A 13,446-nucleotide genomic window follows, 5' to 3' on the forward strand; every position below is an offset into this window, starting at 1 on the left:
ATCGCGCGCACGAAAAGGCCCGCCCGGCCGAGTGGAGGACACTCGGCCGGGCGGGCCTCTTTGCGTTTGCGTGCCGCCGGCCGGCGGCTCAGCGGGCCGTTCCGCCCACCGTCTCGTCCAGCGACTCCGTCAGCTCCCTGACCGTCGGCCGGCTCAGCAGCCGGCGCAGCGAGATGTCCGGTACCCCGTCGTTCCTGATCGTCTCGACGATGCGTACGGCCTGCAGGGAGTCGCCGCCCAGCTCGTAGAAGTCGTCGTCCAGGCCGACGGGCAGGCCGAGTGTGTCCTGCCAGACCGTCCTGATGCGTTCCATGAGAGGGGTGCCGCTCCCGGCGTCCTCGTGCGTGCGGGGCCGTTCGGCGGGGTCGGGCAGGGCCGCCACGTCCAGCTTGCCGTTGGGCGTCAGCGGCAGTTCCGGCAGTGCGGTGAAGGTGGCGGGCATCATGTGGCCGGGCAGCAGCCGTGCCGCACCGGCCCGTACCGCCTCGACGCTGCCGCCGTCGAGCACGACGTAGGCGTCCAGTCGCTGCGATCCGGACTCCTGGCCGCCCGTCCGCCGGACCGCCACGGCAGCGGCCCGTACGCCCGGCTGCTCGCGCAGCACCGACCGGATCTCGTCCGGTTCGATGCGGAAGCCACGGATCTTGACCTGGCCGTCCAGCCGGCCGAGGTGTTCCAGCGTGCCGTCGGGGCGCAGTCTGCCGAGGTCGCCGCTGCGGTAGACCCGGCCGCCGCCGTGCGGGTCGGCGTGGAAGCGCCGCGCGGTCAGGTCCGCGCGGTTCAGGTACCCGTCGGCGACGCCCGCGCCGCCCACCAGGATCTCCCCCGCGACGCCCGGGGGCAGGGTCCGGCCGCGGGCGTCGGTCACGCGGATGTACCAGCCGGGCAGCGGCCTGCCGACCGAGCGGCTGCCGCGGCGCGCCAGTTCCGGCGTCAGGGTCTGCGCGGTGGCGTGCACGGTCGTCTCCGTGATGCCGAACATGTTGACCGTCCGGCAGGTGCCGGACGGGTGGCGCTCGTACCAGGGCAGCAGGAGCCGCGCGTCGAGCGGCTCGCCGCCGAACACCACCAGGCGTACGGCCAGGTCGGCCGGTTCGCGGCGGTCGGCCTCGGCCAGCTGGGCGAAGGCGGACGGGGTCTGGCTGAGGACGGTGACCCGGTGCGCGGCGAGCAGGGCGAGGAACCGGCGGGGATCGCGCGAGGTCCAGTACGGGACGACGACGAGGTGCCCGCCGGTGAGCAGACAGCCCCAGATCTCCCAGACGGAGAAGTCGAAGGCGCTGGAGTGGAAGAAGGTCCAGGTGTCGGCGGCGCCGAGCCGGTAGGTGTCGCGGGTGGCGTCGACGAGTGCGCAGACGTTGCGGTGCGGCACCACGACGCCTTTGGGGCGGCCCGTCGAACCGGAGGTGTAGATGATGTAGGCGGTGTCGGCCGCCGTCACCCGTCCGGGTACGGGTACGGGTACGGAGTCCACCGCGCCCCGCGCCGTGACGTCCTCCGGCGTCACGCGGCGCGTCTCTCTCCGCGCGGGGAAGTCCGTCCGCCCGGTGACGACGACCGCCAGGTCCGCGTCATCGACGGTGTACGCGAGCCGGTCGTCGGGGTGATCGGGGTCCATCGGTACGTAGGTGCCGCCGGCCCGCAGCACGCCGAGCAGGGCGACCACCAGGGCGGCGCTCCGCTCCAGGCAGACGCCGACCCGGGTGCCGCGCCGGACGCCCAGGGCCCGCAGGCCGTGCGCGAACCGTTCGGAGGCGCAGCGCAGTTCGCCGTAGGTCAGGCGTACGGTGCCGTCGGATGCGGAGAGGGCGACGGAGCCGGGGGCGCGCGCCGCCATCGCGTCGAACGCGTCGACGACGGTTCCGGTGAGGGTCGTCCGCAGGGTTTCCGCATGTCCCAGGGCAACGGTCCGCGCCTCTTCGGCGGCGTCGGACAGCTCGGCCTCGTCGACCGTGCGGTCCGGCTCGCCGAGCACCTGCCGGTGGACGTGGGCGACGTGGCTGCCCCACTGCCGCGCGAGGTCCGCGCACACGTGCCTGGGGTCGTGGGTGATCCGGAGCAGCGGCGCGTCGTCCGGGCCGTCGGTGAGGGTGACGGTCAGGGCGAACGTGTCACCGCCGGCCGGGGACGGAAGGCCGAACGCAGCTGCTGATTGCCCTGTATGACGGGCCGCCAGTTTGCCCAGGGTGTCGTCTCCGGCGACCGGTTCGTGGCCCGCCCGCGGCGCGTCCGCCGCCGGAGAAGGCAGGGACAGCGGGAGCAGCGGTACGACGCGCCGCAGCCCGTGGGTGTCGTAGCGGAACAGCACCGCGCTCACCGCCGCGAACCACCCGGCGGCCCCGGTCGGTGTGCCGGCCGGCAGCGGGATGTCGCAGACGCCGGGCTCCCCGGGCGCCTCCGGGTCGCCCAGCCCCCAGTCGAACGGCGCTCCCCCGTCGGCGGGGCCGGGCGCCGGGTTCACGCGTCCTCCCGGGCGTCGCCGCGCCGGGCGAGCGCGTCGGCCGTCGACGTGCGGACGACGTTCAGCAGGTCGGGCACCGCGTCGTTCAGGTACATGTGGCCGCCGGGCAGCTCGACGTACTCGAAACCGAGTCCGGTGGTCTTCGACCAGGCCTGGGCCTCGGCGGCGCTGACGCAGTCGTCGTCCCGTCCGCGCAGCGCGGTGACGGGCACCGGGAGGACGGTGTCCGGGTCCGGGCGGTAGTCCTCGTACATCTCCACGTCGGCGCGGAGCGTGGGCAGGATCAGCTCGCGCATCGCCGGGTCGTCCAGGGCCGGATGGCGGGCTCCGGCGAACTCCTGGACGCGCTCCAGGAACTGCTCGTCGGGCAGGCCGGTGGCGCGCCGCGCCCGCCGGGAGCCGGGGCCGTACGCCCCGCTGACGAAGAGGCGCACCACCTCGGTGCCGGTACGGGCCGCCAGCGCATGCGCCAGGGCGTGGGCGAGGGCGCCGCCGCTGCTGTGCCCGAACAGGGCCACCGGGGTGCCGGCGGTGCCCTCCAGCACCTCGGGCAGGACCCGGCGGACCACGTCGGGGATGCTGCGCAGGGGCTCTTCCTCGATCAGCCGCTCCCGTCCGGGCAGCCGTACGGGGACCAGTGCGATGTCGGGTGCGGCGGGGGCGCGCCACGAGCGGAAGAAGGAGGCGCCGGCTCCCGCGAAGGGGACACAGACGAGCGACAACGTGGCCATGGGCGGTTCTTTCTGCTCCGGGGACGGGCGGGTGTTCAGACGCGGGCCGGCGGTCGCGGGCGCCGGAGTCAGGTGGCGTCGGCCGCCGCGCCGACGCGCCGGCCGGGGTCCGCCGCGACGGCCGCGAGCAGGGACGTGTAGCCGGTGGCCAGGTCCCGGGCCGCATCCGGCGTGAACAGGTCGCGGGCGTACGTGAGACGGACGTCCAGGCCGTCCGCCGCCCGCTGCGGCGTGTGGTGTTCCACCAGTTCGAAGCGGAGGTCGAAGCGCAGCGGCTCCTCCGCCGCGGGCTCCGGCCGTACCGTCAGCTCCGGCAGTTCCAGGTCCGGCACCGGATTGTTCTGGAAGGCGAGCATGACTTGGAAGAGCGGGTGCCGGGTGGCCGAGCGGGCCGGGTTGAGCACCTGCACGAGGTGGTCGAACGGTACGTCCTGGTGGGCGTGGGCGGCGAGGTCGGTGGCGCGGACGCGGGCGAGCAGGTCGCGGAAGGCCGGCGCGCCGTCGGTCCGGGTGCGCAGGACCAGTGTGTTGACGAAGAAGCCCACGAGGTCGTCGAGGGCTTCGTCGGTCCGTCCGGCGACCGGCGTCCCGATGGGCAGGTCGGTGCCCGCGCCGCGCTCGGTGAGCAGGGCGGCCAGGGCCGCCTGGCAGACCATGAACAGGCTGGTCCCCGTCTCGCGCGCCAGGGTGTGCAGCGCCGCCTGGACGTCGGGGGCCACGCGTGCGGTGGTCCGGCCCGCCCGGTGCGTGGGGGCTTCCGGGCGCGGGGCCGCGGCGGGGAGTGTCAGCCGGTCGGGCAGGCCGGTCAGTTCCCGCTGCCAGAAGGCGGTCTGGCGGCTGAGCACCGAGTCCGGTTCCGCCGGCTGTCCGAGGAGCGCGTGGTGCCAGAGCGTGTAGTCGGTGTACTGCACGGGCAGGCCGGGCCAGGCGGGCGGGGAGCCCTGGGAGCGGGCCGTGTAGGCGAGGGCGATGTCCCGTGCCAGCGGGGCGAGCGACCAGCCGTCGCACACGATGTGGTGGAGGACCAGCGAGAGGACGTGTTCCCGTCCGGAGAGCCGGAACAGCCGGGCGCGTACGGGCGTCTCGGCCGTGAGGTCGAACGGGTGGGCGGCCTCGGTGGCCAGCTCGCGCCGCAGCTCCTCCTCGGTGACGGAATCCGCCGGCAGCTCCACCGGGGCTTCGTCCGGGTCCAGCACGACTTGCTGCGGGGTACCGTCCCAGTCGGGGAAGGCGGTGCGCAGGCTCTCGTGCCGGGCCACCACGTCGTTCAGCGCCTGTTCCAGCGCCCCGCGGTCCAGGTTGCCGCGCAGCCGCAGCGCCATCGGCATGGTGTAGTTCCCGTTCGGGCCGTGCAGCCGGCTCTGGAACCACAGCCGCCGCTGTACGGGGGCGAGCGGGATGACGTCGGGCCGGTCCGCGGGCCGCAGCGGCGGCCGTACGGCGTGCTCCCGGCTCGCCAGCCGCTCGGTGAGCAGGGCCACCGTGGGCGCTTCGAACACCGTCCTGAGGGGGATCTCCACGCCCAGTTCGCCACGCAGGCGGCTGATCAGGCGGGTGGCGAGCAGGGAGTGGCCGCCGAGGTCGAAGAAGGAGTCGTCGACCGTGACCCGGTCCAGGCCGAGGACCTGGGCGAAGACCTTGCAGACGATCTCCTCCCGTTCGGTGCGCGGGGCGCGGCCGGCGGAGACGGCCTGGAAGTCGGGGTCGGGCAGGGCCCGGCGGTCGATCTTGCCGCTGGTGGTCGCCGGGAAGGCGGGCAGCGGCACGACGAGGGCGGGGACCATGTAGTCCGGCAGCAAGCCGCGGACGTGGCGGCGCAGTTCCCCGCTGTCCGGTGCCGGGCCGTCCCCGGCGGGCACGACGTACGCGATCAGCCGCCGGTCGCCGCGGTCGTCGGCCCGGTCGACGACCACCGCGCGGCTCACCGCGGGGTGGCCGGCGAGCGCCGTCTCGACCTCGCCGGGTTCGATGCGGAAGCCGCGGATCTTGACCTGTCCGTCGGCGCGGCCGTGGAATACCAGCTGTCCGTCCGGGCGGCGGCGCACCAGGTCGCCCGTACGGTACATCCGGTCGCCGGGCGGGCCGAACGGGCAGGCCAGGAAGCGTTCCGCGGTGAGCGCCGGCCGGTCCGCGTACCCGTCGGCGAGGCCGGGTCCGGCCAGGAAGAGTTCGCCGACGGTGCCGGCGGGCGCGGGGCGCAGCCAGGAGTCGAGCACGTAGGCCCGGGTGTTCCGGATGGGGTGGCCGAGCAGGACCTCCGGGCCGTCGCACTCGGCGGCGAAGCTGTCGCCGGTGGCCTCGGAGGAACCGTAGAAGTTGACCAGGCGGGAGCCGGGCAGGGTGGCGGCGAAGCGCGCGGCGAGGTCCGGGGCGAGGGCTTCGCCGCTGGACACCCAGAGCCGGCAGGACGTCAGGTCCCGGTCGGCGGCCTCGTCCAGCAGGGCTTTCAGGAGGCTGGGGACGACGGTGACGCGGGACTCCCCCGCGTCCTCGATGAACGCGGCGAGTGCGCCGGCGCTCTGTGCGGTCGCCCGGTCGGCCAGCGCCACCCGGGCCCCGTTGAGCAAGGCGCCCAGCAGTTCGGTGGTGCCGTCGAAGAAGCTCAGAGTGGTCTTGGCGACGACCGTTTCGCACGGGCGGTAGGGGAAGGCGTCCGCGTACCAGGCGAGCCGGTTGAGCAGGGCGCGGTGGCTGCCGGTCACGCCTTTGGGGCGGCCGCTGGAGCCGGAGGTGTAGATGAGCGTCGCGGGGTCCGCGGACCGGGCCGGGGCGGGGCAGTCGCCTGCCGTCAGGTCCGTCTCCGGCAGGCCCTCGGTGGCGGTGGCGAAGCCGTCGGCGCGGCCGGTGGCGGCGAGCACGACGGCGGGACCTTCGCCGACGGCGTGCGGCGTGTCCTCGGTGGTGACGACGACAGCGGGTGCGGCGTCCCGGAGCATGAACGCCACCCGCTCCGGCGGGAGTTCCGGATCGACCGGCAGATAGGCGGCACCGCACTTGAGAACGGCGAACAGGGCGACGGGCAGGTCCGCCGTGCGGGGCAGCATCAGGGCGACGCGCTCTCCGCGCCCCGCGCCCTTGGCGGCGAGCAGGCGGGCGAGGCGGTTGGCCCTGGCGTTCAGCTCCCGGTACGTCGTCCCTTCGCCGCCGCAGACCAGCGCGACGGCGTCGGGGGTACGGCGGACCTGCTCCTCGAAGTGGCCGGCGACCGTGCCGTCCGGGACGGGGTGCTCGGGCCCGTGCCCCTCCTCCAGGAGGGCGGCCCGTTCCGCCGGGAGCAGCGGCAGGAGGTCGCGTACCGTGCGCTCCCGGCCGTCGGCGACCAGGGCCAGCAGCCGCACCAGGCGGTCGGCCCACGCCTGCGCCTCGTCGGGCCGCAGCACACCGGGCTGGGCGCCGATCCGTACCTGGAGCGCGGTGCCCGGTACGACGGTGAGGCTGAGCGGGTAGTGGGTCGCGTCCCGGATGTCGGCGGCGGCCAGGCGCAGGCCGGGCGCCAGTTCGTCACCGGCGGCGGCGTCGACCGGGTAGTTCTCGAAGGCGGTGACCGTGTCGAAGAGGACGGGCAGCCCGGCCAGCCGGTGGATCTCGGTCAGCCCGAGGTGGTGGTGCGGCAGCAGCAGCTCCTGCTCGTCACGCAGCCGTCCGAAATAGTCGGCCACCGGCTCGTCCGGGCGCAGCCTTACCCGTACCGGCAGGGTGTTGGTGAGCAGGCCGACCATGGACCCGACGCCGGGCAGCTCCGGCGGGCGTCCGGAGACGACGGTGCCCAGCACCACGTCCTGGCTGCCGGTCAGCCAGCCGAGCAGGACCGCCCAGGCGCCCTGCACGGCGGTGTTCAGGGTGACGTGGCAGCGCCGGGCGGTCTCGGTCAGTGCCGCCGTCGCGGGCTCGGGGAGCACCGAGGTGACCAGGTGGGGCAGTTCCGGCCGGGTGCCGGTGTGACCTGCGCCGGCCACCAGGGCGGGCCGCTCCAGGTCCGCGAGGGACTGCCGCCAGGCCGCGGTGGCCGCCTCGCGGTCCTGGGCGGCCAGCCATCGCAGGTACGAGCGGTACGCGGGCGGTGCGGGCAGTCCGGCGGTGCTGCCGCCCTGGGCGTAGGCGCGGAAGATCTCCTCGATCAGGGTGGGGAAGGACCAGCCGTCGAGCACCAGGTGATGGTTGGTCAGCATCAGCGTCCAGGCTGTCTCGCCGGTGCGGACGAGCCGGCAGCGCAGCAGCGGCGGGCGCGCCAGGTCGAACGGCGTACGGCGGTCCTCGGCGGCCAGCCGCTCCCGGTGCGCGGCGCGCCGCTCCGGGGCCTCGCCGCGCAGGTCTGACTCGGCCCAGGGCAGGGCGGCCTCCCGTACGACGAACTGGAGGGGGTCGCCGTCGGCGCGGGTCGAAAAGCCCGCGCGCAGCGACGCGTGGCGCTGGACGACGGCGGAGCAGGCCCGGTGGAGCAGTTCCGGGTCCACGGGCCCGGTCAGGTCCAGGGTGAGCTGTGCGGTGTACACATCCGTCGCGTCGCCCGCGAGCTGCGCGTGGAAGTAGAGCCCCGTCTGGAGCGGGGTGAGCGGAAGGACGTCTTCCAGCTTGGACATCCGCATGTGGCTAGTCCCACCCCTCCAGTCCGGCTTCCAGTTCGTCGACCTCGGCCTGGCTCAGTCCGGTCAGGGTGAGGTCGGAGGGTGTGTGGCGGCTGACGGCCCGGCCGCCGACGGCGGTCGCGATGTCGGCCAGCGCCTCGTCCCACAGTTCGGCGACGCGGTCCAGGCCGGCTTCCGCGAGCCACCCGGCGGGCGCGCTCCAGGCGGCCTGGATCTCGGGGCCCGCGTCCCCGTCCCGTACGAGCACGTCGAGGGTCAGGCCGTGGCCGGCCGGGGTGCGCGGGTCGCGCCCGTCGCGGATCGCGTCGACGCCGGGCAGCAGGGTCCAGTCCGCGTCGCCGCGGCCGGGCAGCCGTCCCAGGTAGTTGAAGAGGATCTGCGGGCGGGCGAGGGCCGCCAGTTCCGGGCGGGTCGTCCCGTTCAGGTGGCGCAGCAGGCCGTGTCCGAGGCCGTCCCCGGGGGCCGCCCGCAGCTGTTCCTTGACGTGCATCAGCGCCGCGTCCGCCGCCCCCGACGCGGTCAGCCGTACGGGGTGGACGCTGGTGAACCAGCCGACCGTACGGGACAGGTCGGCCTGCCGGCCGTCCGTCTCCCGGCCGTGTCCTTCCACGTCCACGAGTACGTCGTCGCCTCCCGCGATGCCGCGCTCGCGGCGCCACCGGGCGACCGCGCGGGCCAGCGCGGTGAGCAGTACGTCGGGGACGGTGCCGTGGACAGCGGCGGGCGCGTCGGTGAGCAGGGCGGCGCTGCGGGTGTGGTCCAGGATCCGGTACCGGCGCCGGCTGGTGCCCGCGGTGTCGGCCGCCGGGTCGAGCGGGCGCGCGCCGAGCGGCGGGTCGTCCGTGCTCAGCACGTCCTTCCAGTGGGGCAGTTCGGCGAGGCGGTCCGGGTGTCCGGCCTCCTCCCGCAGCAGGCTGCTCCACCGCCCGAACGAGGTGCTGACCGGGGGCAGTTCGGGGGCGGTACCGGCGTCGTGCGCCTGCCGGGCGAGGGCGAGGTCGCGCAGCAGGGTGTGCCAGGAGGCGCCGTCCACCGCCAGATGGTGCACCACGAGCAGCAGTACGCCGGGCCGGTCGCGGCCCGCGTCGAACCAGCAGGCCCGGAGCATGGCGCCGGACCACGGGTCGAGCCGGGCCGCTGTCCGGGGGATGTGGCCGGCGGCGCGGGCGGCGAGCGTGGCGGTGCCGGCCGAGGGGTCGGTGACGTGCTCGACGAGCGCGGCCGTGTCGACGGTGTCGGGGGGAGCCACGTCGAGGTGCCACTGCCCGCCGTCGTCCACCAGCCGGGCGCGCAGCATGTCGTGGTGGCCGACCAGCGCGCCGAGTGCCGCGCGCAGGCTCTCCTCGGTGAGGCCGGCCGGGGCACGGACGAGGACCGACTGATGGTAGGCGTCCACCGGACCGCCCAGCTCACGCAGCCATTCCATGATCGGGGTCGTGCTGACGGGCCCCGTCTTGGCGTCGTGTGCGGGCGTGCCGTCCGGGTCCGTCTCTTCGGGCGGTGCCGGTTCGGCGACCCGTGCCAGGCCGGCCGGGGTCTCGTGCGCGAAGACCTGCTTGAGGGTGATCGCCCAGCCGGTCTCGCGGGCACGGGCGACGAGCTGGATGGCGGTGATGCTGTCGCCGCCGAGGTCGAAGAAGGCGTCGTCCGGGCCCGCTTCGGGTGCGCCGAGGACGTCACGGAACAGGGCGAGCATCGCGTCCAGAGCGCTCTGGTCCGCGTCGCCGGAGGCGTCGGACGCGGGCTGCCCGACCGGCCGTACCGGTTGTACGGGCGTGGTGCGGGGCCACCGGCTGGCGGCGGGCGGGGCCGGCCCGATGGCCGCGTGCGGCTCGTCGGCGGCCGTCGTCAGCAAGCCGAGCAGTGTCTGCTGGACGTGGGCCAGGTCCTCGCTGTCGTAGCGCGCGGCGTTGCCGTCGACATCGAGGCTCAGCCCCGCGCCGTCCTGGCGGCCGCAGACGCCGACGGCGAGGTCGTCGACCGGCCCGTTGGAGAGGTTGTGCGCGGTGACGGCATGGCCGCCGAAGCGGAACGCGTACGGGAAGGTCATGACGTTCACCAGGGGGCCGGTGGTGCCCTGGTCGCCGACGGCGTACCCGAGGTCGCGGTGCAGGTCCTCGGAGCGGTACCGCTGGTGCGGCAGTGCCCGCTTGATCTCGTCAGCGGCCTGCCGCGTCAGCGCCGCCCAGGTGGTGGCGGGGTGCACGGCCAGCCGGACCGGTACGACGTTCGACAGCATGCCCGGGGTGGTGCGCGCGAGCGTGCCCCGGCGCGCGGTGACGGGCAGCGACAGGAGGATGTCGTCGGCGCCGGTCGCGTGGTGCAGGCAGGCGGCGACGGCGGCCACGACGGCCGGCGCGACGGAGCGGCCCAGGGCGGCCCGCAGCCGCTCGGCCGTAGCGGCCGGGACCTGCCCGGCGTGGCGCAGGACGGGTGCCCCGGCGTCCCGTGGGAGGCGGGACAGCGACACGGGCGCCGGGCGGTCGGCCAGCTTCCGTGTCCAGTGGTCGCGGTCCGCGGTGCAGGCGGCGGACGTGCGGTACGCCTCGTCGTCCGCCAGGAGGGCGGTCAGCGGCGCGAACGGCGCCGTCTCCGGGCCGCTGTCCGGCCGGGCGTACAGGTCGGCGACGCGCTGCGCGAACAGGGCGGCGCCGAACCCGTCGATGGCCAGGTGGTGGGCCCGCTGGTACCACATGTGCCGGTCGGGGGCGATGCGGAACAGGCAGACGGTGCAGGCCGGTTCGCGGGTGATGTCCAGCGGCCGGGCCAGGTCCGCGCGCATCCACGCCACCGCGGTCTCGGCGGCCCGCGCGTCCGCCGCGAGGTCCAGGTACTCCACCTGCGGACCGGGGCCCTGGCGTACGGCCTGCCGCGGTCCGGCCGGGGTGTCGGTCACCTGGACGCGCAGCGCGTCGGTCTCCGTCCAGGCGCGTGTCCAGGCCGCCCGGAAGGCTCCGGAGTCCACCGGTCCGGCGATGTCGAAGTACTCCGCGATCTGGTAGCGGCCGCCCTTGGCTCCGGCCTGGTCCGCGTACCAGATGCCGAGCTGGGCCCGGGACAGCGGGAGACGGGCGTCGGCGATGTCGTGCATGTCAGGCTCCGCCGGCCGCGGTTGCGGCGCGTACGGCGTCGGGCCAGCCCTCGGGGTCCGGACCGAACTGGCACAGGAAGGCGTACACCAGACGCTCCAGGCCGAAGCCGGCGCAGGCGCTGCGGACCGGCCCGTCGTCGCCCTGGCCGATGCCGAAGCCGCGGCCGAACAGGTCGTCGTGGAAGTTGAAGGAGCCGACGGCGATGCTCCGGCCGGGGGCGACGTCGAGCCGCAGCTCGTACTTCAGCTCCATCAGCCGTTGGGACCAGATGCGCTCGGAGGTGTCGGCGGCGCAGAAGAACGGGTCGTTGCCCACTTCGCAGAAGCCGCTCAGGCCGAGGCCGGCGGCGAAGTCGAAGACGGTGTGCATGAACGTCTCGCGGGCGGCGAGCACGTCGTCGCGCGGACCGAGGAAGACGATCTCCCGGATGGTGAAGTCCCAAAGCCGTTCCAGGGTCGTGGCGTAGGCCGCCTCGTAGCGGAACGACTTGCCGCGGGAGGTGACCACGTGCACCCGGCCGGCTTCGAGGTTCCGGCCGCTGTACTGGTGGAAGGTGTGGTAGCACATCGTGGGCGGCAGGCAGTAGTCCACGTTCCGGCACGAGGCGAGGACCGCGGCGTCGATGCCCTGGCCTCCGTAGGCGGCCTGGAACTCCTCGTACACGTCGATGTCGTTGTGCAGCCGGGTCACGAACATCAGGTGGTGCGGGAACGAGGAGAAGTAGCCGGCCGTTTCCAGGGCGCGGGTGCTGATGAGCGTGGGATAGCGGTATTCGGTCGCGGTGAAGTGCCGGGCGAGCAGGTCCTTGACGGCCCGGTCGAAGTAGGTGAGGAGGGACAGCAGCGGCTCCCCGAGGGCGACCTGGCCCTCGCCTGCCGCGCTGACCGCGCCGGACTCGGCGAGCCGGGCGAAGGTGTCGCCGCCCTCGACGGTGCGCCGGTGCGGTGAGGTCCACACCGACTTGGGCGCGGTCGGCCACTGTTTGCGTACGTCGGCGTCCACCACCCGGTTGACCTTGTCGGCCACGGCGGCGTGCGCGAGCGGCCGCTCCGAGAGCAGGATCACGCCCCGCACTTCGCCGTCCTCGGTGACCAGCTCGAATCCGCTGATCTCCGGCGCGACGAAGTACAGCCGCCGCTCGATCTCGGGCGCGAGGCTGTCCGGCACCGGGGTGTGCAGGTCGATACGGGTGCGGACGGGCCCGGTGCCGTCGGCGGCGGCCGGCGGTCCGGCCGGGTGGTACGCGCGTGTCATGGTGGCTCACTCCTGGCCGGACGGACGGGATGACGGGACGGGAGAAGGGACGGCACCGCCGGCCGGGCTCGCGCCGGGCGTCGGGGTGGCGGGCGGCCGGCGGGCCGCAGCCCGCCGCACCGCGCGTACGTCGCTCAGGCGGCCGCCGCGGTCTTCGCGGTGACCAGGTCGGCGATCCCCTTGACCGAACGGAAGTTGTCGAACTCCATGTCCTCGGGGCCGAGCCGCAGCGAGAACTCCCGTTCCACGAAGAGGGCGAGCTGCATCGCGAAGAGGGAGTTGACGAGCCCGAGGGCGAAGATGTCGTCCTCGTCGGCCAGTTCGTGGCCGCCGAGCTGCGGTGCCAGGAACTCCTTGACCCGGGCCCGCACGTCGTCGTACGTCATGGTGCTCTCCTTGGGTGGAAAAGTGCGCTCAGCAGGTGGGGAGCGCTCAGCAGGTCAGGTGTGCTCAGTACGTGTAGAAACCGCGGGAGGTCTTCCGGCCGAGCAGCCCGGCGTCGACCATCTTCTGGAGCAGCGGCGCGGGCCGGTACTTGCTGTCCTTGAAGCTCTCGTACATGACCGTGATGGAGTTCAGGATCGTGTCGAGGCCGATGAGGTCCCCGGTCTCCAGCGGCCCCATCTTGTGCCCGAAGCAGCCCTTGAACATCCGGTCGACCTGCTCGGCCGTCGCGACCTGGTCCTGTACGCAGAAGATCGCCTCGTTGATCGTCAGCATCAGGACCCGGTTGGTGACGAAGCCGGGGGCGTCCTGGACGACGATGCCTTCCTTGCGCAGTTCCTTGAGCAGTCCGAGCCCCGTCTCCAGCGTCCCGGCGGAGGTGAAGTGGCCCTGGACGACCTCGACGGTGTCCATGAGCGGTACGGGGTTCATGAAGTGCATTCCCAGCACCTCGGCCGGGCGGCCGGTGACCGAGGCCACCCGGGTGACGGGGACCGCCGAGGTGTTCACGCCGAACACCACGCCGGGGCGGCAGATGGCGTCGATGCGCTCGTAGACCGCGCGCTTGACGTCCCAGTTCTCGGTGACGTTCTCCACGACGAAGTCGGCGTCGCGCAGCGCTTCGGGGTCGGTGCCGCAGGAGATGCGGCCGAGGACGGTACCAGGGTCCTCCTTCGGCTGCCCGCCGCGGAACAGGCCCTGCATCCGCAGGTCGCGTTCCATCTGTTCGCGGGCGCTCGCCAGCTGGCTTTCCGCGATGTCGACCAGGATCACGCCGAACTCGGCCTGGGCCAGGGCCTGGGCCACGCCGCGGCCGATGGTTCCGGCGCCGATCACGCCTACTGTCCGCACGTTCACGCACTACCGCCTTCGGGAGA

At 74.1% G+C, this 13,446-nt stretch carries 7 protein-coding genes; all 7 read right to left on the minus strand.

The annotated features are described in order from the left end of the window. Positions 1 to 88 precede the first annotated feature (88 nt). Complete coding sequence (locus ACZ4Z1_RS23015; protein WP_468488478.1) at positions 89 to 2,461, minus strand: non-ribosomal peptide synthetase; 2,373 nt, start codon at positions 2,459 to 2,461, stop codon at positions 89 to 91. After that, positions 2,458 to 3,192: a thioesterase II family protein gene (locus ACZ4Z1_RS23020; protein WP_468488479.1), complete on the minus strand. Its 735-nt coding sequence runs from the start codon at positions 3,190 to 3,192 to the stop codon at positions 2,458 to 2,460. The genes ACZ4Z1_RS23015 and ACZ4Z1_RS23020 overlap by 4 nt, the downstream gene beginning before the upstream one ends. Before the next feature lie 68 nt (positions 3,193 to 3,260). Continuing rightward, entirely contained in the window at positions 3,261 to 7,772 is a 4,512-nt protein-coding gene (locus tag ACZ4Z1_RS23025) for an amino acid adenylation domain-containing protein (protein ID WP_468488480.1), read from the minus strand. 10 nt (positions 7,773 to 7,782) lie between these two features. Next, on the minus strand, positions 7,783 to 10,869 hold the full coding sequence (locus ACZ4Z1_RS23030; protein WP_468488481.1) for a condensation domain-containing protein: 3,087 nt from the start codon (positions 10,867 to 10,869) through the stop codon (positions 7,783 to 7,785). Between the two features lies 1 nt (position 10,870). Further along, positions 10,871 to 12,124 (minus strand): class-II aminoacyl-tRNA synthetase family protein, encoded by a 1,254-nt coding sequence (locus ACZ4Z1_RS23035; protein WP_468488482.1) that lies wholly within the window; start codon positions 12,122 to 12,124, stop codon positions 10,871 to 10,873. A 134-nt stretch (positions 12,125 to 12,258) separates the two neighbouring features. After that, positions 12,259 to 12,510 carry an acyl carrier protein gene (locus tag ACZ4Z1_RS23040; protein WP_468488483.1) on the minus strand — a complete coding sequence of 84 codons (252 nt, stop codon included), beginning with the start codon at positions 12,508 to 12,510 and terminating at the stop codon, positions 12,259 to 12,261. Positions 12,511 to 12,574: 64 nt separating this feature from the next. Next, positions 12,575 to 13,426 (minus strand): 3-hydroxyacyl-CoA dehydrogenase family protein, encoded by an 852-nt coding sequence (locus tag ACZ4Z1_RS23045; RefSeq protein WP_468488484.1) that lies wholly within the window; start codon positions 13,424 to 13,426, stop codon positions 12,575 to 12,577. Positions 13,427 to 13,446: the final 20 nt, after the last annotated feature.

It is taken from the genome of Streptomyces sp. NPDC030165, from assembly GCF_055573595.1.